We start from the raw sequence: 22,558 nt of genomic DNA on the forward strand, positions 1-22,558 counted from the left end.
ATGGCTCTGTGCCTGGGCTGATCAAACGCGAAGATATCGACGAAGTACGCCAGCGCACGGACATCAAGGAAGTGGTTGACGGCTACGTCACACTCAAGGGCGCCGGCCTGGGCACCTTCAAGGGCCTGTGTCCCTTCCACGACGAACGTTCCCCCTCCTTCACTGTCCGGCCGCAGGTGGGCCGCTACCACTGCTTCGGCTGCGGTGAAGACGGCGACGTCATCGCGTTTGTGCAGAAACAGGACCATAGCTCGTTCCAGGAGGCTGTTGAGAAGCTGGCCGCCCGGATCGGCTACGAGCTCCGGTACGAGGACGGCGGCACCGGCCCCAACCGGGAGGAAGTGGGCCGCCGGCAACGGCTGCTGGATGCCCACAAGATCGCGGACGAGTTCTTTCGCGCCCAGCTGCTGACACCCGGGGCTGCGGAGGCGCGGACCTTCCTGCACGGCCGGGGCTTTGACCGGGCGGCAGCGGAACACTTCGGCGTGGGCTACGCCCCGCAGGGTTGGGACGCCCTGCTCAAGCACCTGCGCGGGCGTGGCTTCACGGACGCCGAGCTGAAGCTCACAGGCATGTTCTCCGCCGGGGGACCCGGAAACCAGCAGAGAATCTATGACCGTTTCCGCGGCCGCCTCATCTGGCCCATCAAGGACATCGCGGGGGACACCATCGGCTTCGGCGCGCGCAGGCTCTACGAGGACGACCAGGGCCCCAAGTACCTCAATACCCCGGAGACGACGCTCTACAAGAAATCGCAGGTGCTGTACGGGATCGACCTCGCCAAGCGCAGCATCGCCAAGGACCGCCAGCTGGTGGTGGTGGAGGGCTACACGGACGTCATGGCGTGCCACCTCGCGGGAATTACGACGGCGGTGGCCACCTGCGGCACAGCGTTCGGCACCGAGCACATCAAGATCGCCCGCCGGCTGCTGTCCGACGACGGCACCGGGGGAGAGGTCGTCTTCACCTTTGACGGCGACGCCGCCGGGCAGAAGGCCGCGCTGCGCGCCTTCGAAGAGGACCAGCGCTTTACCGCCCAGACGTATGTGGCCGTGGAGCCCTCCGGCGCCGATCCCTGCGACCTGCGCCAAAGCAGGGGCGACGAAGCCGTGCACGCCCTGGTCCAGTCCCGCAGGCCGCTGTTCGAGTTTGCCATCCGCACCACCCTGAAGCAGTTCAACCTGGACACGGTGGAGGGCCGGGTGCAGGGACTGAAGGCCTCCGTGCCCGTGGTGGCCGCCATCCGCGACGCCTCCACCCGTACGGGTTACTGCCAGGCACTGACCGGCTGGCTGGGCATGCCGGACCCCAACGAGGTGCTGCGGCTGGTCAATGCCGAAGTCAAAAACGCCGGCAAGCGCGGCGACCAGGGCGGGGCTCCCGGGCCGGGGCCGCGGACCTCCGCCCCCACCGCCCAACCAGGCGGACCCGGCGTGGCTGCAGGGCCGCCGTCGGGCGCTGTTCCTTCCTACCACCGTCCGGACCCCCGGGACCCCGTGGCGTCCATGGAGCGGCAGGCCCTTGAGGTTGCCCTGCAGGAACCATCGCTGCTGGCCGGCGGGATCTGGGAGCGGTTTTCGGCCGCGCGTTTCGCCACCCCTGCCTTCCAGGCTGTCCATGATGCCATGCGTGCCACGGACCCTGCGCTGACCGGCGACCCCGTCCGATGGGTGGAGCAGGTGATGCACGAGGTCCCCGAACCGTTGCGGCCCCTAGTGTCCGAACTGGCCGTGGTGCCGCTGCCCGCGAGCACTGAGGAAGCCGTCCGGAAGTACTGCCGCGACATCCTGTCACGGCTGTTCGAGCTTCAGATCACACGCGTCAAAGCGGATAAGATGGGCCAGCTCCAGCGGCTGGACCCTGCAGCGGATCCGGAAGCGTACCAGCGCCTTAACCGGGAACTGATGATGCTGGAGATGGAACGCCGGTCCCTGCGGGCGGAAACCTAGCTCCGGACCCCCGGCCGCTCCCTCGATTTCGTTTCCAGCCGGGGTCTTTGCTAGGCTGATACCCGCTTCATTCCTCCTTAGCTCAATTGGCAGAGCATTCGACTGTTAATCGAAGGGTTGCTGGTTCAAGTCCAGCAGGAGGAGCGCACAATCCCCGTTCCGGTCCTCCGGAGCGGGGATTTTTTATGCCCCCGAAAGGCGTCCCGGGCGGCCGGGAACGCCGATTTCACTTTGGCTGGAAACCTTTGCTAATGTCATACCTGCTTCATTCCTCCTTAGCTCAATTGGCAGAGCATTCGACTGTTAATCGAAGGGTTGCTGGTTCAAGTCCAGCAGGAGGAGCCACCAAGAAATCCCCGTTCCTCCGGTGTGGAGGGACGGGGATTTTTGCCTTCCTAGACGAAGTCCATTTCCACCTGCAGGAAGCGCTCCGCTTCGGCGATGGCAGCGATGAACGCCTCCTGCTCGGTGGGGGACTTCCGTGGCTGGCGGGGGTTCCACTCATGCGGCGCCGAATGGATCCGGACGAAGCCGGTTTCCGGCGGGGCGTAAAAGATTCCAAAGCGCTGCACGGGCCATTCGGGGGATGTTTCCGGAGCCACCAGCAACGCGGCCTTGAAGGCGGGGTTGTACCACTGGGCGATGGGACGGCGGCGGTCCTCGGTGAACAGGCCTGCCGCGTAGAGGGCGGCGGACTGGCTGCCGCCCTGGGCACACAACCGCTCCCACCACAGTGGCAGTATCCGGTTATCGCACCGTTGCCACGTGGCCGGAAGCGGCGGTTGATCCTGCCAGTTGGGCACGGACAACATTTTATCGCGCAGGCGGGGTTCGGCGGCAGGGGCCGGCGCCGGCACAGGTCGCAAGCCCGGGCGCGGCAGGGTCAGGGACGGTTCCAGGGGCCGGGGTTGACCCGGTACAGCAGGGCCGATCCGGCCACCATTCCCAGCACAATTCCCATGGCAGGATTCCCCAGGGCGCGGCCGGCGAAATAGCCCGCGACGGCGCCGATCACCGCCCCGAGGAAGAGTCCCCTGCGGTTGCGGTGCGGCTTTCGTCCGGCGGTGTTCTTCATGGCGTCAGTGGATCGATGGGACGGTGCGCGGCCGGACTACCAGCCAGAGCGCCGCGATGGCCAGCAGGATGCACACTGCCTGCACCGCTCCCATGGGAGCAGCGCTGGTGATGCCCAGCCAGCCAACCACGGGGGAGATGAGGCCGGCCATCATAAAGGTCGAGAAGCCCAGCAGGGAGGCTGCAGTACCCGCCTGGGCAGCATGGCCGGCCAGGGCGAGCACCTGGACGCAGGGGAACATGAAGCCCGTACCCATGATGTAGAACCACAGCGGAACCATGACTCCCCACAGGCCAAACCCCAGCTGGTCGAACACCACGATCAGCATGGCCATCAGGAACATCCAGGCTGTGGCGCCGGCAAGGATCCACTGCGGCGGCACCCGACGAATGAGGCGGGAACTCGTTTGGATGCCGGCAACAATGCCCAGCGAGTTGATGCCAAAGAGCAGGCCGTACTCCTGGGGCGAGAAGCCGAAGATGTCCTGGAACAGGAACGGCGAGGCTGAAAGGTACGTGAACAGGCCGCCGAAATTCAGGCCGGCCACCAGCAGCAGGCCGACAAACACGCGGTCGCCGAAAAGGATCCGGTAACGCTGGCGGACCGTCATGCCGCCATGCCGGCGATTTTCCGGGGGAAGGGTCTCCCGCACCAGGAACAGCGAGGCGATGATCACCAGCGTGCCGTAGGCGGCAAGGAACACGAAGATCCCGGGCCATGCCATTACCAGGAGCAGCTGTGAGCCGATCACGGGGGCCAGGATCGGCGCCAGGCCGTTGACCAGGGACATGCGGGAAAACATCTTCACCATCGCGTAGCCGGAGAAAAGGTCCCGGACCATCGCCATGGCCACGACACCGCCGCCGGCAGCACCCACGCCCATCAGGACGCGGAATATGCCCAGGGCAGTGATGTCCGTGGAGAGGGCAGCCCCCAGGGACGCCGCGATGTGCAGCGCCGTGGCCAGGATGAGGGGCGTCCGGCGGCCGAACTTGTCGCTGAACGGGCCCACCACGAGCTGTCCGATCGCAAAGCCCACGGTGGTTCCCGCCAGGGTCAGCTGGACCTGTGCCTCGCTCACTCCCAGGCTCGCCTCCAGGGCGGGGAACGCAGGAAGGTAAAGGTCGATCGTGAACGGACCCAGGGCGGTCAGGGCACCGAGGAGGAGGATGTACAGGAGTTTCCGGCGGCGGCTCAACAGATCGCCCGGATTGCTGGGGATGGTCACGGAGATCAATCCTAGGCCCGCAGCGGCCAACTTTGCAGCGTTGTAGGAGGTGCCGCCCGGCAAGCCCCGAAGTTCGTCCTTAACCTGAATGATAGTTTTGGTGCGGGGACTGTGCGGCTGCACTTTCCCGCAGCACACGGAAGCCGATTCGACCCATGACCAGTAAGGCGGAACCGATGAGCGGACGTCACAGCGGGCGTACCAGCCAGGGATTGCGCATCACAGCGCTCCCAGGGACGCTAAAACTCCTTTTCCGGTTGGCGCCGCGCCAGCTCAATGACGAAATCGCCTTCGCGAAGATCGAGCTCAAGCGCAAGGGAATCCAGGTCGGAGTAGCCGCTGCGTTCTTCGCCGTAGCCCTCGTCTTCCTTTTGTTCCTGGTGGTGGGCCTTATCGTTGCGGCCATCATGGGCCTGGCAACCATCATGCCCGCCTGGCTGGCCGCGCTCCTGGTGTCGGCGGCCTTCCTGCTGATAGCACTTATCGGCGGCCTGATCGGTGCAAGGAAATTCAAGAAGGCCATGCCGCTCCTCCCGGAGGAGACCATCCGCGGCGTCAAGCACGATATCGGTGTGGCCAAGGAAGGTTCCGCCTTCAACGCCGCAGTCCTGGATCCGCAGAGTCCGGAAGGCAAGGCCGCCAAAGCCGCGAAGGATGAAGCCGCGGCAAAGGCCAAGGCCGAGAAAGCGGCCAAAGCGGCTGAGCACGACAAGGAATTCCCGCACGCATCCGAGCCGGAGCTGGCCCGCCGCCTTAACCAGCGCCGCCACCACCTCACCGAAGTGCGCGACGAACTCGGCACTGAACTGGATGTCAAGACCCAAGCCCGGTACCTGCTGGCCTCCGCCCAGGACAAGCTGCGCGAAGGGCAGGCCTTGGCCGGCCACGGCCGGGATGTTGCAGGGCGGAAGTTCGCCGCCCTGTCCGGGTCCGCCGACCTTGACAAGCGCTGGAAGCCGCTGGCGGCCTTCATCGCCGCGGGGACTGTCTTCCTGGTGCTGGTCCGGAAGCTCCTGCGAACGTACTAGGGCAGGTGGCGGGCCCGTCCCGGTAACCCGCAGAAGGTCCATCGCTGGAACGGCAAGGCGCTCGCAGGGGGCGGCAGGAAGGAAAGGGGCACGGGGTGAAGTTCATTGGTGCCGGCTCCCGTCCCGGACGCCCCCAGGTGGACCATGACCGGGTGTTCACCATTCCCAACCTGCTCACCGTGGTGCGCTTCATGGGCGTCCCGCTCTTCATCTGGCTTGTCCTGGCGCAGAAGGAATACGGTGCCGGCGTAGTGGTCCTGGCGGTGATGGCCGGCACGGACTGGATTGACGGCTACATCGCCCGCCGCTTCGACCAGACCTCCAAGCTCGGCCGGGTCCTGGACCCCATCGCCGACCGCCTCGCCCTGATCGCCGTGGCTGTCACGCTGGTGATCGCCGGCGTCGTCCACTGGCTGTACCTGGCCGCGCTGGTAGTCCCGGACGCCGTCCTGCTCGCCCTGACGCTGTCCTTCTTCCGGGGGCACCCGGACCTCCCCGTCAGCGTGGTGGGCAAGGTGCGCACCGGCCTGCTGCTGCTCGGGACGCCGATGCTGGTCCTTTCACGGCTGGATACGGGATTCTCCGGCGAGCTGTTCGTCGCCGCCTGGATAGTGCTCGGGCTTGGCCTGGTTGGCCACTGGATTGCCGCCTACAACTATTTCTGGGCCATCCTGCGAAAGGGCAGAATGCAGGCACAACACGACGACGGGACCACCTGATGGTGTGGATGGCGGTGGTGCTTGCGCTGCTGGGCGCCTTCTGCCTGGCCCTCGGCGCACAGCGCCAGGGAAGCGCCGTCAAGGCGGACACCGGCGGCCTTGCCCTGAGCTCCAACGGCTTCCTGCGACTGCTTCGGAATCCCCGCTGGGTGTTCGGCCTCCTGCTGCTGTGCGCCGGCATGGCCATGAATGCCGTGGCACTCGTATCCGCCCCGCTCACGGTCGTCCAGCCCATCGGCGCCATCGCCCTGGTGATCACCACCATCATCAATGCACGGGACCAGGACCTCACCATCAACCGGGCAACGGTAGTGGCCATCGCCGCCTGCGTGACGGGCTCCGCGCTCTTTGTCCTCCTGGCGGTCAACGTCACCCAGGAAAACCACCACGTGAGCGTGGAGGACGAGCTCACGATCGTGCTGCTGCTTGCCCTCGCCGTTGGAGTTTTCGGCACGCTCGCCGTCATGTTCAAACACCGGATCAATGCCTTCGTCTACATCCTGGGCGCCGGGGTGCTCTTTGGCTTCGTAGCCGTCCTCACCCGGATCATCGGCAAGCATCTGCTCGACCCGAACGGGCTGTTCCTGCTGAACGTTCAGTGGTACTCCGTGGTGGCCCTAATCGCCGCCGGCGGGCTGGGGTCCTGGTTTGTCCAAAACGCCTATTCCTCCGGCCCGCCGGACCTCGTGATCGCCGGACTCACGGTGATTGACCCCCTGGTGGGCATCGCGATCGGCATTGTGATCCTCGGTGAACTGCGCCCGGATGTCCACGCCGTGATGGCCATTGCGATGGGAACCGCGGCCTCCCTTGCTATCGTTGGGGTGATCGCCCTTTCCAGGCACCACCCCGAGGTCACGAAGCGCAAGAAGGACGCGCGGAAAGCCGTGGGCCGGGCGGTGCGTTAGCCGGCTGTCCAACACATCTTGTCCAGCAAATACTGTCCAGCAGATTTCCACCCCAGATCCAGATCCCGTCAACCCAAATTCACCACGAGGCCAGGCACCATGTGCATCGGCCAGCCGTGCTGCCAGTTCATGCTGTCCGCACCGTGACCATCAGGAGCTCTCCACGTGACCACGCCCGCCGACCAGCGTCCCCTGACCATACTGATTGCCGCGGACACGTATCCGCCCCATATCAACGGAGCAGCCCAGTTCGGCTACCGCCTGGCCAAGGGAATGACCGGCCGGGGACACGACGTGCACGTCCTGGCCTGCCGCGCGGACAACGGAAAGAGCTTCACCGAGTTCCGCCCGGAAGGAACGGTCCACAGGCTCCGTTCCCATGGGGTTCCCACACACGAATACTTCCGGATCTGCCTCCCCTGGGAAATCAAGAAGGAAATCAGCCTTCTTTTCGACCGCGTGCAGCCGGACGTGGTGCACATCCAGAGCCACTACATGATCGGCGAGCATGTCCTGTACGAGGCCGTGAAGCGCGGTGTGCGGATCGTTGCCACCAACCACTTCATGCCGGAAAACCTCAACCCGTTCCTGCCGTTTCCGCAGTGGTTCAAGGACATCATCGGCCGTATCTCGTGGAAGGACATGGGGAAGGTCATGGGTAAGGCGGACGTAGTCACCACGCCCACCCCGCTGGCGGCAAAGGCCATGCACCAGCACGCCTTCCTGCGCAAGGTGTTGCCGCTGTCCAACGGCATCGACTCCGCAGCCTACGAACTGCAGCCGGGGGAGCAGATCGATCCCCACCCGTACCCAACGGTGATGTTCGCCGGCCGGCTGGCCGAGGAGAAGCACGTGGACGTGCTGATCGAGGCCATCAGCAAGACCCCGCCGGAACTGAACGTGCACCTGGAGGTTGTTGGCGGCGGCGAGGTGCGCTCCGCCCTGGAGGAGCTCGTCGATCGGCTCGGGCTGCGGGACCGGGTAAAGTTCCTCGGGCTCGCCACCGACGAGGAGCTGCGGAAGGCCTATATCCAGGCGGACCTCTTCTGCATGCCGGGAACTGCCGAGCTGCAGTCGCTGGTGACGCTGGAGGCGATGTCTGCTTCCACCCCGGTGGTGTTGGCGGATGCCATGGCGCTGCCGCATCTGGTGCGTGACGGCGAGAACGGGTACCTCTTTACCCCCAACGACAGCGACGACCTCGCCAAGAAGATCACGCGGATCCTGGAGCTGCCGGCCGCTGAGCGCGCTGCCATGGGCCATGCCAGCCGGCAGATGGTGGAGCCGCACAGCATCCAGGGAACGCTGCAAACCTTTGAGGACCTTTACCGGGGTGCGGCCTTCGAGGACAAAGTGGTCTGAACGCTTTCCCGGGTTTGCTAGAGTGTTTTTGCCCTGCAGGTACGCCTCGGTTTGAGGCGGGCCGCCGCGGGGATTCGGGGCTATAGCTCAGCTGGTTAGAGCGCGGGACTCATAATCCTAAGGTCCTCGGTTCAAGTCCGAGTAGCCCTACATCTGCGGAAAACCGCGGCCGACGACCATCGTCGGCCGCGGTTTTCTTCCTTTAAGGCCACAATGTGCGGTATGTTACTCATCAGTAACTTACCGGACTTCTTCCACGGAGCACGGGTCACCGCTGATCACTTGTGAGGTAACCATGTCAACAGCCGCTGCAGGCCTCAATGACCTTCCCTACGCTGACGGCGACTTCTTCGCCTTCGAGCAGCTGCTCAACGGAAAGGAACAGGACCGGCTGGCAGAGGTCAGGGAGTTCCTGGCGCGGGAGGTCAAGCCCATCGCCGTGGACTTCTGGAACCGTGGCGAATTCCCGATGGACCTCATCCCCAAGCTGGCCAACATCGACCTGGTCAGCCCGGTACGCCGGCAGGGCTATTCCAACCTCTTCGCGGGCCTGGTCCACGCAGAGGTGACCCGGGCCGACGCCTCCATCTCCACCTTCATGGGCGTCCACGACGGCCTGTTCACCGGCTCCATCGAAGCCCTTGCATCCCAGGAACAAAAGGACGCCTGGCTTCCTGACATTTACGCCCTGAAGAAGATCGGCGCCTTCGGGCTGACGGAACCGCTGGGCGGCAGCGACGTTGCCGGCGGCACCCGCACCACCGCCCGCCGGGAGGGTGGCAGCTGGATCCTCAACGGAGCAAAGCGCTGGATCGGCAACGCAACGTTCTCCGACTGGGTGGTCATCTACGCCAGGGATGTGGACGACAACCAGGTCAAGGGCTTTCTCGTGGACACCACGCTGGAGGGCTTCAGCGCCACCAAGATCGAGAACAAGATCGCACTGCGGACTGTCCAAAACGCCGACATCACCCTGGACAACGTGCTGGTCCCGGACTTCTTCAAGCTGGCACACGCCAACAGCTTCCGCGATGTCAACAAGGTCCTGAAGGTCACCCGGCTGGGCGTCGCCTGGCAGGCCGTGGGCCAGCAGCTGGCCGCCTTCGATGTGGCCCGGCGCTACGCCGTTGAACGCCACCAGTTCGGCCGGCCGCTCGCATCCTTCCAGCTGGTCCAAAGCCAGCTGGTGCAGATCCTGGGCAATGCCGTCAGCTCCATGGGCATGATGGTCCGGCTCTCGCAGCTGGAGGACGCAGGTCAGGCGCGCGACGAGCAGTCCGCCCTCGCCAAGGCCTTCACCACGGCGAGGATGCGCGAGAGCGTGGCGATCGGCCGGAGCATCCTGGGCGGCAACGGCATTGTGACGGACTTCGAGATGGCCAAGATCTTCGCCGACGCTGAAGCCATTTACTCCTATGAAGGCACCCACGAGATCAACACCCTGGTCACCGGCCGCGCCATCACCGGCATCTCCGCGATCGTCTAGCCTTGCCGGCCTGCCGCGGCGCCCCCGGGCCGGGCATCAGGGCGGCGCTTCGAGCGGCAGGAGGATGGACGGCCGCAGATCCATGACGAACTGCAGCGGATTGACGTAGTCGTCCCCGCGCCGCACACCCCAGTGCAGGCAGGGCGCTGCCGGGCAATGCCCCGGAAGTACCGTGCCGACAGGCTGCCCGGCTGCAACCGCGCTGCCTGGCGCCAAGGTGCTAGCAACCGGCTCAAAGCTGCTCCGCAGCCCGTTGCCATGGTCGATGGTGATTACCGGGCGGTCCACCACCACTCCCACGAAGCTGACGGAGCCCGCGGCCGGCGACGTGACGTGTGCGCCGTCGGACGCTGCTCCCAGGTCCACGCCCCGGTGGCCGCTGAGCCAGGGCTTCGGGGGCGGGTCAAAATCCCGCAACACCAGGGGGCGGGGGCTGAGGGGCCATTGCCAGGAGGGTGTGGCCAGGCCGGCGGTGGGGTCCGGAGCCGCCTTCACCATGGCTACCGGGGGTTCAACGTAGGCCGGCGCCGCGGCGAGTGGCTCCCCGGCCGGGGACAGCGAGGCGGGCACCAGGAGGAACGCCGCGAGCAGCAATGGTGGTCTCATGCCACCAGCGTGCGCCGGCCCTGAATCGTGCGGCGAGTGGCGGGTGCGGCTATGTGGATAAGGCGCGGGCCGGCGCCGTTCCTGTCCTCGTCAGTGTCCTCTGGCCGAGGGTGCCTGTAGTACACTTGATGGAGCAGTTTGCTGCGCCCTCAACGCCTTCCGTCCAGCGGCTATCCAGTGGTTCTTCCAACGGTATATGTTCCTGTCCGGGCGGCGTCGGCACATCTCATTCAGGAGTGTGGGGGAGCGGCAGCTGACTACGCGCATCCAGCCCTCCATCAGCAACGCCCAGGCCAAGCTGGCGGAGGATCAGGCCTCTTGCGGTCGGGACTCCGGTCCCGATGGGGAGCCTGATGGATGCCAGGAGCACGGCCCGTCCGGGCCACGCTAATCAACCGTCAACTATTGGCAGGGTAAGAAGCCTCCGGGTTTTCTCATGAATGACCTGCCGGAAAATAAGGAGCGTCGGAATGCCCGTCGTAACCATGCGCCAGCTGCTTGACAGCGGCGTCCACTTTGGACACCAGACCCGCCGTTGGAACCCGAAGATGAAGCGCTTCATCTTCACCGAGCGCAACGGCATCTACATCATCGACCTTCAGCAGTCGCTGTCCTACATCGACCGCGCCTACGAGTTCGTGAAGGCCACCGTTGCCCACGGCGGCACCGTCCTCTTCGTCGGCACCAAGAAGCAGGCCCAGGAAGCGATTGCCGAGCAGGCAACCCGCGTTGGCCAGCCCTACGTCAACCAGCGCTGGCTCGGCGGCATGCTGACCAACTTCCAGACGGTCGCCAAGCGCATCCAGCGCATGAAGGAACTCGAAGAGATCGACTTCGACGACGTCGCCGGTTCCGCGTACACCAAGAAGGAGCTGCTGCTCCTGAAGCGCGAACTCACCAAGCTGGAGTCCAACCTCGGCGGTATCCGCAACCTGACCAAGGCACCGTCCGTGCTCTGGATCGTGGACACCAAGAAGGAACACCTCGCCGTCGACGAGGCCAAGAAGCTGAACATCCCGGTTGTTGCCATCCTGGACACCAACTGCGATCCGGACGAGGTCGACTTCCCGATCCCGGGCAACGACGACGCCATCCGCTCCGTCAACCTCCTCACCCGCGTTGTTGCAGACGCCGTTGCCGAAGGCCTCATCGCGCGCAACAGCCGTGGCACGGGCGCTACTGAAGCTCCGGAAGAGCCGCTGGCCGAGTGGGAGCGCGAGCTCCTCGAAGGCAGCAAGGCCGAAGCTGCAGCTCCGGCAGAAGAAGCTGCCGCACCCGCCGCCGCTGAAGCTGCCGCACCCGCTGCCGCTGAAGCTGCTGCTCCGGCGGAGGAAGCTGCGGCTCCTTCCGAAGAAGCCAAGTAACACAAGTAGATCCGGATTTTCCGGCGCCGTCCTGCGGCAGCCGGAGCTGCTGACAGGATGGCGGCCCGCCACGGGCTGCCGTCCTGTCGGTCCGTACACCACAACAAATTTCTAGACAGAGGGGTTCACATGGCGAACTACACTGCCGCGGACATCAAGGCCCTGCGCGAGCGCACCGGCGCCGGCATGATGGACGTCAAGAAGGCTCTTGACGAGGCCAACGGCGACGCCGAGAAGGCCATCGAGATCATCCGCATCAAGGGCCTGAAGGGCGCCACCAAGCGCGAAGGCCGCTCCACCGCTGAAGGCCTGGTGGCCGCAAAGGTCAGCAACGGCGTCGGCGTCATGATCGAGGTCAACTGCGAGACCGACTTCGTTGCCAAGGCTGACAAGTTCATCCAGCTGGCGGACAAGGTCCTGGCTGTTGCCGTCGAGTCCGGCGCTGCCGACCTCGAGACCCTGCTCGCCGCTGATGTTGACGGCAAGCCCCTCTCCGAGGTCGTCGTCGAAGAAGGCGCCGTCCTGGGCGAAAAGGTTGTTGTCCGCCGCATCTCCCGCATCGAGGGTGCAACGGTCGACGCTTACCTGCACAAGACCTCCAAGGACCTGCCGGCCCAGGTCGGCGTGCTGTTCGCTGTTGACGGTGAAGGCGAAGCTGCTGCCACCGCAGCCCACGATGTCGCAGTCCACATTGCTGCCATGGCCCCGAACTACCTGACCCGCGAGGACGTTCCGTCCGACCTGGTGGAGTCCGAGCGCCGCATCGCCGAAGAAACCGCCAAGGCCGAGGGCAAGCCCGAAGCCGCCCTCACCAAGATCGTGGAAGGCCGCGTTACCGGCTTCTACAAGGGTGAGGTCCTGGTTGACCAGGCATTCGCCAAGGACGCCAAGAAGTCCGTGGCACAGGTCCTCGCTGAGGCCGGTGTCAAGGGAACCGCGTTCACGCGTTTCCGCGTCGGCTCCTAGCCGAAGCTGCAAGGGGGTGGCCACTTCGGTGGCCGCCCCTTTTGCATGCGCGGGGAAGGCACCGTCCGGGACAGGCCCGCATGGGACCTTTGGCCGCGCAGCAGGATAACCTTTTTAGAGTTCACCAACGGGAAGGCATCATGGAAGCCGTCAACACTGTAATCCAGCCAGAGAAAAGTCGACGCCGGGTCCTCCTGAAGCTCTCCGGCGAGGTCTTTGGCGGCGGGAAGCTGGGCGTTGACCCGGAGACCGTCCGCGACGTCGCAAAGCAGATCGCCGCAGCCGTGCCCCAGGTGGAGGTGGCCATCGTCGTGGGCGGCGGCAACTTCTTCCGCGGCGCCGAACTTTCCCAGAGCGGCATGGACCGCTCCCGCGCCGACTACATGGGCATGCTCGGCACCGTGATGAACTGCCTTGCCCTCCAGGACTTCCTGGAACAGGCCGGCGTCGAAACCCGCGTCCAGAGCGCCATCACCATGGGCCAGGTCGCCGAGGCCTACATTCCCCGCCGCGCCATCCGCCACATGGAAAAGGGCCGCGTGGTCATTTTCGGTGCCGGCGCCGGGCTGCCGTACTTCTCCACCGACACCGTCGCGGCGCAGCGGGCCCTCGAGGTCCACGCCGACGTCGTCCTGATGGCCAAGAGCGGTGTGGACGCCGTCTACACCGCCGACCCCAAGAAGGACCCCACGGCAGAGCGGCTGGAAACCCTCAGCTACGACGATGCGCTCCGCCGGGACATCCGGGTCATGGACCAAACGGCCATGACCATGTGCAAGGACAACAACCTTTCCATGGTGGTCTTTGGGATGGAAGGCGAAGGCAACGTCACCCGCGCCATCCTCGGCGAAAAGCTGGGCACCCTGGTGACCGCCTAGCTGCGGCTAGGATGTTTTCAGGACAGTTCCGTCCGTGCCCTTAGGGGCACGGACGGACCAGCAACAGAGAACCACGTTGTGTGCAGCGACCCGGCCACCCGGCCTGCACCAGGACCTTCAGGAGAGACCGTGATCGAAGAAACCTTGCTCGAAGCCGAAGAGAAGATGGACAAGGCAGTAGAGGTAGCCAAGGAAGACTTCGCTTCCGTCCGCACCGGCCGCGCCAACCCGGGCCTGTACAACAAGGTGCTGGTGGAGTACTACGGCTCGCCCACGCCGCTGCAGCAGCTTGCCTCGTTCGCCATCCCGGACGCCCGCACCATCCTCATCACCCCCTTTGACAAGACGGCCCTGCGCGATATCGAGCGTGCCCTCAGCGATTCCGAGGTGGGCGCCAACCCCTCCAACGACGGCAACGTCATCCGGATCACCATCCCGGAGCTGACCAAGGAACGCCGCAAGGAATACGTCAAGATCGTCAAGACCAAGGGCGAGGACGCCAAGGTGTCCATCCGCAACATCCGCCGCAAGGCCAAGGAAACCCTGGACAGGCTGGTCAAGGACGGCGAGGCAGGGGAGGACGAGGGCACCCGCGCCGAGAGGGAGCTGGACAGCCTCACCAAAGCCCACGTCGACGGCATCGATGAGCTGCTCAAGCGCAAGGAAGCAGAGCTGCTCGAAGTCTGATGGGCCAGGCAGATCAGGCCCCGGCAGCCAGGGCGCGCATACGGGGGAAGCAGCCTAGGAGCAACCCGACGCCAAAGGCCGGACGTAACCTTCCGGCCGCCGTCGTGGTGGGTCTGGCCATGTTGTTTGCCGTGCTGGGTGGCCTGTTGCTGCTCCCGCTCGGCTTCGTTGCGGTAACCACCACCTTCGCTATCTTCGGCGTCTGGGAAATCTACCGCGCCCTGGAGGCAAACGGGACCAGGATGCCCATCGTGCCGGTCATGACCGGTACGGTGGCCATGCCTTTTGCCGCCTACCTCGGGGGCATAGAAAGCCTCCTGTTCGCCATGCTGCTGAGCTCTGTGGCAGTGCTGCTCTGGCGATCCGTCGAAAGCGCCGCGGGCTCGGCCAACAGCATCTTCGCGGGCGTCTTCACACTGGGCTGGGTGCCGTTCTTCATCAGCTTCGCCGTGCTGCCGCTGCACGCCGCCGGCGGTGCCACCCCGCTGGGGCTGTGGCCGGGCGGGACGATCCCCCAGGGCGCCTGGCAGGTGGCAGTGATGCTCCTGCTGGTGGTTTCCAACGACACCTTCGGCTACCTGGTGGGGGCGTCGCTGGGCAAGCACCCCATGGCGCCCAAAATCAGCCCCAAGAAGTCCTGGGAAGGATTCGCCGGGTCCATCGGCGGGGCCATGCTCATCGGCACCCTTGCCTGCCTGTTTGTCCTCGACAAACCCTGGTGGGTGGGCATCGTCCTGGCGGTTGGCCTGGTTGCCGCTTCCACCGCCGGAGACCTCGCTGAATCGATGGTCAAGCGCGAACTGGGCATCAAGGACATGAGCAGCATCCTGCCCGGACACGGGGGAGTCATGGACAGGCTGGACTCGATCGTCTTTGCGTCGCCGGCAGCGTTCATCCTCTACGGGCTGGTGGCCGGTGCCTGACACAAACACCGCCGGAACGGCAGATCACCCCCGGCACAAATAAGCTGGTGCGGAAGTACTACGGCTGAAGAGCATTGAAGGAAGCAAAAGTGGCATTGGACATTCATCGGCAGATCCCTGCATCCTTTGAACGCGTGAAGCGCGGTGAGTATGGCTACAACGCCAAACAGGTGGACCAGTTCCTGCAGCGTGCCCGGGTATCATTGGAGACCCCGGAATCAGCGGCCCAGCCCATCAACAGTTCAGACGTCAGGGCTGTCTCCTTCGATCCCGTCAAAGGCGGGTATTCGGCCGCGGTGGTGGATGCCGCGCTGGACCGGCTCGAGGACGCCTTCGCCCGCCGGGAGCGGGACGAGCTGATCGCAGCCCGCGGCGAAGAGGCCTGGCTGCGCGAGATCGGAAACCTTTCCGGCATCCTCCGCGGCCGGCTGCACCGCCCCGACGGCGACCGCTTCCGCCGCCCCGCCAAGAAGAAAGCACGAAGCTACAACACGGCCGACGTCGACCGGCTGTGCCGCGAGCTGATTGCCTACCTTGAGCAGGACAAGCCCCTCAGCGTGGACAGCGTGCGCCGGGCAGTATTCCGCCCGGCCGTGGGCAGGGACGGGTACGAGGAATCGCAGGTGGACGCGTTCCTGGACCGCGTCGTGGAGCTGATGGCTGCCATCGACTGAGCCGCACCGGCCAGCCGCCGGCCTGCAGGGGAGCTCAGCGCTCGGTGGCGAGCGGGCGCTCCGGGGTGTGCAGCCGGGTCATCACCCGGGCCATGGTTCCCGGGATCCGCTGCACCGTTGCGCGGGACACGATGACCATCACGGCGAAGGCCGCGGGAACAGTCCACGCTGCCGGCTGGGCGAGCCAGCCGGGCGTGTTGGCTGCCCCGGCCAGGGCGCCGATGACCATTGCCCCGCCGCACAGGACTCCGCCGGTCAGCATGCCGGCGATGGCACCGGCGTCGGTAAGTCCCCGCCACCAGATCCCCAGCAGCAGCACCGGGCATACCGTTGAGGCGGTAAAGGCGAAGACCAGCCCCACGCTCCCTGCCAGGGCGGAGGAGTCGGTCATGAACGCAAAGCCCAGGGGAACAACGGCCGAAATGACGGCTGCGAGCCGGAAGCTGCCGACGCCTGCGCCCAGGACGTCCTGGCTGATGACGCCGGCCAGGGAAACCACCAGCCCCGAGGTGGTGGAAAGGAAGGCCGCGAAGGCCCCCGCCACCACCAGCGCGGACAGCAGGTCGCCCGCCGTCCCGCCCACGAGTTCTCCCGGCAGCAGCAGCACCATGGCGTCCGCCTGGCCGGCGCGCGCCAGGCCGGGAGCGAACATCCGCCCCACGAGCCCGTAGGCGGTGGGAAACAGGTAGAACACGGACAGCAGGCCCAGGACGATCAGCGTGGTGCGGCGGGCGGACTGGCCGTCGGGGTTGGTGTAGAAGCGCACCAGCACATGCGGCAGGCCCAGGGTTCCAAAGAGGAGGGCCACCAGCAACGACACGTTCTGGTAGAGCCCGGCAGGAGCCACGCCGGTGGGATTGACCGCAGGCGCAGCCAGGGCAGGCGCCCCGGTGTCCGCGAGCACGAAGATGATGAACAGGATGGGAACGGCCAGCGCGGTGAGCTTCAGCCAGTACTGGAACGCCTGGACGAACGTAATGGAGCGCATGCCGCCTGCCACCACGGTGAGGCATACCACGATCACCACCGCAACGGACCCCACCCAGGACGGCAGCCCGGTGGTGATGCGGATGGTGAGGGCGGCGCCGTGGAGCTGGGGCACGATGTACAGCCAGCCCACCAGCACCACCACCAGGCTGGTGACTTGCCGCACCGGCCTGGAGTCAAGCCTGGCCTCGGTAAAGTCGGGGATGGTGTAGGCGCCGGACCGCCTCAGCGGCGCCGCCACGAAGAGCAGCAGCATCAGGTACCCTGCCGTGTACCCGACAGGGAACCACAGCGCGTCCGTTCCGGACAGCAGGATGAGCCCGGCGACACCCAGGAAGCTGGCAGCGGACAGATATTCGCCGCCGATCGCGGACGCGTTCCACCATGGCCGGACCGTGCGGGAGGCGACGTAGAAATCACCCGTGGTCCGCGATATGCGCAGGCCGTAGAAGCCGATGACGGCGGTGGCCAGGGAGACACCCACCAGGGCAGCTATTGCGATGCCGGGGTTCACGGTTCCCTCACTGGTCCTCGGCCAGGTCCCGGTACCGTGCCTCGTTGCGCGCCGCCGTCCGGATGTACAGCCAGGCGCTGAGCCCGATCACCGGGTAGATCCCGGCCCCCAGCAGGAGCCAGGCGAACGGAATGCCGGCCACCGGGGTTTCGGCCAGCCCGGGGACGGCAGTGAGCAGCAGGGGGAAGGCGGCAAGGATCACCAGGAAGCCTCCGGCCACCACCAAGGCCAGCCGCAGCTGGGACCGGATCAGGGACCTGACAAAAACCTGTCCGACTTCGGAGTCCTGGGCGGCTTCCCGCGTCTCCTTGGCCGGCCGCACCGCAGTCCGCGGCGCCGTTACGCGCACCCTGGTCATGTATTGGGCCTGATCCGGGTGGCCTCGAGCTTCTCCCGTACCGTGGGCAGGTGGCGCCTGCTGATCGGCAGGCCCGCGCCCGCCACCGTGACGCTGGGACCGTCGGCCGCGAGCTTCATCGAGGTCACGTGCTTCAGGGCCACCAGGTAGGAGCGGTGCGTCCGGATGAATCCGGCGTCCGCCCACTGCTGCTCAAGGTCGGCCAGCGGAACCCTGATCAGGTAGCTGGCCTCGGCGGTGTGGAGGCGCGCATAGTCGCCCTGCGCCTGGACGTAGGTGACGTCGTCGCGCCTGATCATCCGCGTGGTCCCGCCCTGGTCAACCGTGATCATCTCAGGGGCGGCGCCGCCGTCGCGCAGTTCACTGATGCGCCCCACGCAGCGGGCCAGGCGCTCGGCCCGCACCGGCTTGAGCAGGTAATCCACCGCAGCGAGTTCAAAAGCGTCGAGCGCGTGGTCCTCGTCCGCCGTCACGAACACGACGGCGGGCGGCCGGCTGCTCCCTGCGATGGCGCGGGCAATATCCAGCCCGGACATCGCAGGCATGTGGATGTCCAGGAAGACGGCGTCGACTGAGGCGGAGGAGAGGGCGTGGAGGGCTTCGCTGCCGGAGGTGGCCCGGAGGACCGTTCCAACGCGTTCGTCCCTGCCCAGCAGGAACGCCAGTTCCTCAACGGCGGGCAGCTCATCATCAACGACGAGGACGTTAATCATGCTCCTAGGGTAGCTTTCCGGAGCCTGCGGCTGGCGCCGGAGGTGGCCGGCACGGGCCGGGGCCGGTCACGCATCGTGGCCCGGCTGCGACTTGGGTACCCGCATGGTGATCAGGGTTCCTTCTCCGGGGGCGGTCTCGATCACCAGCCCGTGGTCGTTGCCGTAGACCTGGCGGAGGCGGGCATCGACGTTCCGCAGGCCCACATGCTCGCCGTCGGTGTGGCCGGCCAGCATGGACTGGAGCTGGGCAGGGTCCATGCCCACGCCGTCGTCCTCAATGGTCACCTCGGCGAAGGCACCGGCGTCGTTGGCCGTGATGCTGATGTGCCCGGGCCCCTCCTTGGCTTCGAGCCCGTGCCGGACGGCGTTCTCAACCAGCGGCTGCAGGCTCAGGAACGGGATGACGGTGCTGAGTACCTCCGGCGCCACGCGAAGGCTCACCTGGACGCGCTCGCCGAACCGCGCCCGTTCCAGGAGCAGGTACCGGTCGATGCAGCGCAGCTCCTCGGCGAGCGTGGTGAAGTCCCCGTGCCGCCGGAAGGAATAGCGGGTGAAGTCGGCGAACTCCACCACGAGCTCCCGGGCCCGGGCGGGATCCGTATTGATGAAGGACGCGATGGCGTTGAGCGAGTTGTAGATGAAGTGGGGGCTGATCTGGGCCCGCAGCGCCCGCACTTCGGCCTCCATCAGCTGGGTGCGTGAGGCGTCCAGCTCCGCGAGCTCCACCTGTACCGCCACCCAGTCCGCCACTTCGCTGGTGGCCCGGACAAGTCCCGCGCCGGCGGTCGGGGCGAACGCTGCGACGGCGCCCACCACCCGGGAGCCGGCCCGCACCGGCGCGATCACGGCAGCGAGCGGGCCCCCGGTGGTGTCCGTGGCGGGGCCGGCGTCCCCGGCCGGGAGCACGGCCGTCCGGCCGCTCGCCAGGACACCGGCGGCAAGGTCCATCAGCCGCGGTTTGAGGTCTTCACCGGCACCGTCCCATGCCAGCACGCCGGAGGTGTCCATGATCGCCAGTGCGTCGCAACCCAGCAGGGCACGCAGCTGGCGGCCGGCCTTGGCTGCGCCCGCGGGGTTGAGCCCGCGGCGGAGGTGCTGGCCCGCCTGGGAGGCGGCGTGCAGCGTGTGGTAGGTGGCGCGCTCGGCGTCGGTGCCCAGGTCCCGGAAGGACCGGAGCACCTTGAGTCCCACGCCGACGACGACGGCGATGGCCATGGCGATGACGGCCACGGCTGCGGCAGTCAGGAGGGGGGAGTCCGGCATGGTGCCCAGCGTAGCCGCGGGTGCCGTTTGTCGCAGCATCCCAACCGTTGAGCGACCGCCTGCGGGCTAAGTCTGGATTGTGGCACCCCGCACGCAGCAGAGTGATTGCAGTCACATTTGCGGTGCCCCGTTTCCGGGGCCTGCCGTTGGGTGTGTCCAGGCAAGTCTCAACGAGGAGGAACGATGGGTAACGATGCCCACACTCCGGACGCAGCGGCGTCCGTGGACTTCGAGCAGGTCCAGTCGACGGAGCAGTTCAAGGAACTGCGCAAGCGTCACCGCAGCTTTGTCTTTCCCATGGCAGTCGCATTCCTGCTGTGGTACTTCGCATACGTCCTGCTCGCCGACTACGCCGTGGACTTCATGTCCACCAAGGTCTGGGGCAACATCAACGTGGGCCTGATCCTTGGCCTGCTCCAGTTCGTGTCAACGTTCGCCATCACCGGCTGGTACGTCAGCTACTCCAACCGGCGGCTGGACCCCATCGCGAAGGAGATCCGGGACGAGATTGAGGGTCACGAATTCGACAAGCACGGGAACCGAGTGAGCGGAGTTAACAAATGATCGGCATCGCCACCGCGGTGGACGTGGCCGCCCTCAAGGACACCACGCTGCTGAACATGGGGATTTTCGGGCTGTTCGTGGCCGTGACCATGGTGATCGTCTTCCGCGCCAGCCGGAACAACAAGACCGCCGCGGACTACTACGCGGCAGGACGTTCCTTCACCGGCTCGCAAAACGGAACCGCCATCGCCGGAGACTACCTCTCGGCCGCCTCGTTCCTGGGTATTACCGGCGCCATCGCCATCAACGGCTACGACGGCTTCATGTACTCCATCGGCTTCCTCGTGGCCTGGCTCGTGGCCCTGCTGCTCGTCGCCGAACTCCTCCGCAACACCGGCAAGTTCACCATGGCCGACGTCCTGTCCTTCCGGCTGAAGCAGCGGCCGGTCCGCATCGCCGCCGCCATCTCCACCCTCGCTGTCTGCTTCTTCTACCTCCTCGCCCAGATGGCAGGCGCCGGAAGCCTGATTTCGCTCCTGCTCGGCATCAGCGACTGGGGCGGGCAGTCCCTGGTGATCATCGTCGTCGGCGCCCTCATGATCATGTACGTCCTCATCGGCGGCATGAAGGGCACCACCTGGGTGCAGATCATCAAGGCGATCCTGCTCATCGCGGGCGCCGCCGTCATGACACTGTGGGTCCTGGCCATCTACGGCTTCAACCTCTCCAACCTCCTGGGCGCCGCAGTGGAGACGGCCAACAACCCGGCCGTCCTCAACCCCGGCCTGCAGTACGGCAAGACCGAAACCTCGAAGCTCGACTTCATGTCACTCGGACTTGCCCTGGTCCTGGGCACGGCCGCCCTGCCGCACGTGCTCATGCGCTTCTACACGGTCCCCACGGCCAAGGAAGCCCGCAAGTCCGTGGTCTGGTCCATCTGGCTGATCGGCCTCTTCTACCTCTTCACCCTGGTGCTGGGCTACGGTGCAGCCGCCCTGGTGGGGGCCGATACCATCAAGACCGCACCGGGCGGCGTGAACTCGGCCGCCCCGCTCCTGGCCTTCTATCTCGGCGGACCGCTGCTGCTGGGCTTCATCTCGGCCGTGGCGTTCGCCACCATCCTCGCCGTCGTTGCCGGCCTGACCATCACGGCTGCGGCTTCCTTTGCCCATGACATCTACGCCAGCGTCATCTCCAAGGGCAAGGCCGACGCCGACACTGAGGTGAAGGTGGCCCGGCGCACCGTCGTGGTCATCGGCGTCCTTGCCATTCTGGGCGGCATCCTCGCCAACGGACAGAACGTGGCGTTCCTCGTGGCGCTCGCGTTCGCCGTCGCCGCCTCCGCCAACCTGCCCACGATCATCTACTCCCTGTTCTGGCGCAGGTTCACCACCCAGGGTGCGGTCTGGAGCATGTACGGCGGCCTGGGCTCCGCGATCGTCCTGATCATCTTCTCGCCGGTGGTCTCCGGTGCGGCCACGTCGATGATCAAGGACGCGAACTTTGCGCTCTTCCCGCTGAGCAACCCCGGCATCGTCTCCATTCCGCTGGCGTTCCTGCTGGGCTGGCTGGGCACTGTCCTCGACAAAAAGCGCGAGGACACCGCGAAGCAGGCCGAAATGGAAGTCCGCTCCCTCACCGGGGTGGGCGCCGAAAAGGCCACCAGCCACTGACCTGCGCCAGCCGCCGGCCTTCATCAGCCGCCGGCGTGGGGCACAAGCAGCGAACGGAAGAGCCTCCGTACCGGGAACATTAATTCCCGGTACGGAGGCTCTTCCGTTCCTGCCGAAGCCGCTAGCCTGCGGGCCTGAGTTTGATGTTGGTCATCTTGAGCTCGTCGGCTCCTTCAAAGCGGTAGGCGAGGTCCACCTCTTTGCCCTCGCAGGTGATGAGTCCGACGATGTCTGCCGACTTGGTCCCGTTCTCGGTGCCGACCTTAAGGTCGTTGTACGCCGGTTTGCAGGATTCGTCCATCTCCAGGCTTTTGATGCCGGAAATGAACGCCTCCTTGGACAGCTGCTCCTTCAGCGCCGGGTCGAGGTACTCGTCGTACGCTTTGGAGCTGTCCCCGGCGATCACCAGCTTTGTGAAGCCGTCCGCCAGGCCGCGAGCCTGGTTGGTGGCGCTGCCCGCTATGTTGACCAGGATGATGATCCCAAGGACCACCAGCAACAGGACGCCGCCGGCGCCGGCCAAAATGATCCACAGTTTCCGCCGGTTCCTGGGCGGCGGCTGTCCCGGGAGCCCGAAGGGTGCGGCGTCCGGGTCCTGCCCGAAGTGCGGCTGCTGCGGCAGTTGCCGGGACCCAAGGCCGGCGCCGCCCGGCTGGTACGGTTCCTGAGGAGTGCTCAAAATGGAGCCTTTCG

23 protein-coding genes and 3 tRNA genes are annotated in these 22,558 nt (G+C 66.0%); 17 read left to right on the forward strand and 9 right to left on the reverse strand.

Annotated features, from left to right (window positions below):
• Positions 1-8: 8 nt before the first annotated feature.
• The 3 genes from dnaG to ACQ3DC_RS16825 all read left to right on the forward strand — a co-directional run bounded on the left by dnaG (position 9) and on the right by ACQ3DC_RS16825 (position 2,294).
• Positions 9-1,949, forward strand: coding sequence for a DNA primase (dnaG, locus tag ACQ3DC_RS16815; RefSeq protein WP_430752789.1), 1,941 nt, complete (start codon positions 9-11; stop codon positions 1,947-1,949).
• Between the two features lie 71 nt (positions 1,950-2,020).
• A tRNA-Asn gene (locus ACQ3DC_RS16820) sits at positions 2,021-2,093 on the forward strand.
• A gap of 125 nt (positions 2,094-2,218) precedes the next feature.
• Positions 2,219-2,294 (forward strand) — tRNA-Asn (locus ACQ3DC_RS16825).
• A gap of 50 nt (positions 2,295-2,344) precedes the next feature.
• Here ACQ3DC_RS16825 and ACQ3DC_RS16830 read toward each other — a convergent pair.
• The 3 genes from ACQ3DC_RS16830 to ACQ3DC_RS16840 all read right to left on the reverse strand — a co-directional run bounded on the left by ACQ3DC_RS16830 (position 2,345) and on the right by ACQ3DC_RS16840 (position 4,258).
• A complete protein-coding gene (locus ACQ3DC_RS16830) occupies positions 2,345-2,752 on the reverse strand; it encodes a hypothetical protein (RefSeq protein ID WP_321215813.1) in 408 nt (135 codons plus the stop codon).
• 80 nt (positions 2,753-2,832) lie between these two features.
• Positions 2,833-3,024, reverse strand: coding sequence for a hypothetical protein (locus ACQ3DC_RS16835; protein WP_421092776.1), 192 nt, complete (start codon positions 3,022-3,024; stop codon positions 2,833-2,835).
• A gap of 4 nt (positions 3,025-3,028) precedes the next feature.
• Entirely contained in the window at positions 3,029-4,258 is a 1,230-nt protein-coding gene (locus ACQ3DC_RS16840) for a multidrug effflux MFS transporter (RefSeq protein ID WP_370460766.1), read from the reverse strand.
• A gap of 170 nt (positions 4,259-4,428) precedes the next feature.
• Between ACQ3DC_RS16840 and ACQ3DC_RS16845 the strand changes: the two genes are divergently transcribed.
• The 6 genes from ACQ3DC_RS16845 (at position 4,429) to ACQ3DC_RS16870 (ending at position 9,755) form a co-directional block, all read left to right on the forward strand.
• A complete protein-coding gene (locus tag ACQ3DC_RS16845; protein WP_430752814.1) occupies positions 4,429-5,280 on the forward strand; it encodes a phage holin family protein in 852 nt (283 codons plus the stop codon).
• Positions 5,281-5,375: 95 nt separating this feature from the next.
• Positions 5,376-5,999, forward strand: coding sequence for a CDP-alcohol phosphatidyltransferase family protein (locus tag ACQ3DC_RS16850; protein ID WP_321215816.1), 624 nt, complete (start codon positions 5,376-5,378; stop codon positions 5,997-5,999).
• On the forward strand, positions 5,999-6,907 hold the full coding sequence (locus ACQ3DC_RS16855) for a DMT family transporter (RefSeq protein ID WP_157238629.1): 909 nt from the start codon (positions 5,999-6,001) through the stop codon (positions 6,905-6,907). Before ACQ3DC_RS16850 ends, ACQ3DC_RS16855 begins: the two co-directional genes overlap by 1 nt.
• Positions 6,908-7,072: 165 nt before the next feature.
• Complete coding sequence (locus tag ACQ3DC_RS16860; RefSeq protein WP_323057637.1) at positions 7,073-8,269, forward strand: glycosyltransferase; 1,197 nt, start codon at positions 7,073-7,075, stop codon at positions 8,267-8,269.
• A 76-nt stretch (positions 8,270-8,345) separates the two neighbouring features.
• A tRNA-Ile gene (locus tag ACQ3DC_RS16865) sits at positions 8,346-8,419 on the forward strand.
• A 145-nt stretch (positions 8,420-8,564) separates the two neighbouring features.
• Entirely contained in the window at positions 8,565-9,755 is a 1,191-nt protein-coding gene (locus tag ACQ3DC_RS16870; RefSeq protein WP_421092778.1) for an acyl-CoA dehydrogenase family protein, read from the forward strand.
• Between the two features lie 36 nt (positions 9,756-9,791).
• On the opposite strand, the gene ACQ3DC_RS16875 is transcribed toward ACQ3DC_RS16870, so the two are convergent.
• Entirely contained in the window at positions 9,792-10,361 is a 570-nt protein-coding gene (locus tag ACQ3DC_RS16875; RefSeq protein WP_430752790.1) for a M23 family metallopeptidase, read from the reverse strand.
• 470 nt (positions 10,362-10,831) lie between these two features.
• On the opposite strand from ACQ3DC_RS16875, the gene rpsB reads away from it, so the two are divergent.
• From rpsB to ACQ3DC_RS16905, 6 genes are all read left to right on the forward strand, one after another.
• Positions 10,832-11,725 carry a 30S ribosomal protein S2 gene (rpsB, locus tag ACQ3DC_RS16880; protein ID WP_157238627.1) on the forward strand — a complete coding sequence of 298 codons (894 nt, stop codon included), beginning with the start codon at positions 10,832-10,834 and terminating at the stop codon, positions 11,723-11,725.
• 129 nt (positions 11,726-11,854) lie between these two features.
• Complete coding sequence (gene tsf, locus ACQ3DC_RS16885; RefSeq protein WP_157238626.1) at positions 11,855-12,691, forward strand: translation elongation factor Ts; 837 nt, start codon at positions 11,855-11,857, stop codon at positions 12,689-12,691.
• 140 nt (positions 12,692-12,831) lie between these two features.
• Positions 12,832-13,569, forward strand: coding sequence for a UMP kinase (pyrH, locus tag ACQ3DC_RS16890; protein ID WP_013600472.1), 738 nt, complete (start codon positions 12,832-12,834; stop codon positions 13,567-13,569).
• Positions 13,570-13,698: 129 nt separating this feature from the next.
• Complete coding sequence (gene frr, locus ACQ3DC_RS16895) at positions 13,699-14,256, forward strand: ribosome recycling factor (protein WP_321215821.1); 558 nt, start codon at positions 13,699-13,701, stop codon at positions 14,254-14,256.
• Positions 14,256-15,179: a phosphatidate cytidylyltransferase gene (locus tag ACQ3DC_RS16900; protein ID WP_430752791.1), complete on the forward strand. Its 924-nt coding sequence runs from the start codon at positions 14,256-14,258 to the stop codon at positions 15,177-15,179. The genes frr and ACQ3DC_RS16900 overlap by 1 nt, the downstream gene beginning before the upstream one ends.
• 89 nt (positions 15,180-15,268) lie before the next feature.
• The gene (locus ACQ3DC_RS16905) at positions 15,269-15,853 is read left to right on the forward strand and encodes a DivIVA domain-containing protein (RefSeq protein WP_323057635.1); all 585 of its coding nucleotides are present in this window, start codon (positions 15,269-15,271) and stop codon (positions 15,851-15,853) included.
• Between the two features lie 34 nt (positions 15,854-15,887).
• Here the strand turns inward: ACQ3DC_RS16905 and ACQ3DC_RS16910 are convergent, their stop codons facing one another.
• The 4 genes from ACQ3DC_RS16910 to ACQ3DC_RS16925 form a co-directional block, all read right to left on the reverse strand.
• Positions 15,888-17,354, reverse strand: coding sequence for a cation acetate symporter (locus tag ACQ3DC_RS16910; protein ID WP_321215823.1), 1,467 nt, complete (start codon positions 17,352-17,354; stop codon positions 15,888-15,890).
• Positions 17,355-17,361: 7 nt separating this feature from the next.
• Positions 17,362-17,712: a DUF485 domain-containing protein gene (locus ACQ3DC_RS16915; protein ID WP_157238624.1), complete on the reverse strand. Its 351-nt coding sequence runs from the start codon at positions 17,710-17,712 to the stop codon at positions 17,362-17,364.
• Positions 17,709-18,425: a LytR/AlgR family response regulator transcription factor gene (locus ACQ3DC_RS16920; RefSeq protein WP_157238623.1), complete on the reverse strand. Its 717-nt coding sequence runs from the start codon at positions 18,423-18,425 to the stop codon at positions 17,709-17,711. Before ACQ3DC_RS16920 ends, ACQ3DC_RS16915 begins: the two co-directional genes overlap by 4 nt.
• Positions 18,426-18,491: 66 nt before the next feature.
• Entirely contained in the window at positions 18,492-19,688 is a 1,197-nt protein-coding gene (locus tag ACQ3DC_RS16925) for a sensor histidine kinase (RefSeq protein ID WP_323057633.1), read from the reverse strand.
• A 183-nt stretch (positions 19,689-19,871) separates the two neighbouring features.
• Between ACQ3DC_RS16925 and ACQ3DC_RS16930 the strand changes: the two genes are divergently transcribed.
• Positions 19,872-20,252: a DUF485 domain-containing protein gene (locus ACQ3DC_RS16930; protein WP_321215826.1), complete on the forward strand. Its 381-nt coding sequence runs from the start codon at positions 19,872-19,874 to the stop codon at positions 20,250-20,252.
• Entirely contained in the window at positions 20,249-21,865 is a 1,617-nt protein-coding gene (locus ACQ3DC_RS16935; protein ID WP_430752792.1) for a solute symporter family protein, read from the forward strand. The genes ACQ3DC_RS16930 and ACQ3DC_RS16935 overlap by 4 nt, the downstream gene beginning before the upstream one ends.
• A gap of 121 nt (positions 21,866-21,986) precedes the next feature.
• Here the strand turns inward: ACQ3DC_RS16935 and ACQ3DC_RS16940 are convergent, their stop codons facing one another.
• Positions 21,987-22,544 carry a hypothetical protein gene (locus ACQ3DC_RS16940; protein WP_197432392.1) on the reverse strand — a complete coding sequence of 186 codons (558 nt, stop codon included), beginning with the start codon at positions 22,542-22,544 and terminating at the stop codon, positions 21,987-21,989.
• Positions 22,545-22,558: the final 14 nt, after the last annotated feature.

The sequence above is a fragment of the Paenarthrobacter sp. NEAU-H11 genome (genome assembly GCF_050573415.1).
GTDB lineage: Bacteria > Actinomycetota > Actinomycetes > Actinomycetales > Micrococcaceae > Arthrobacter.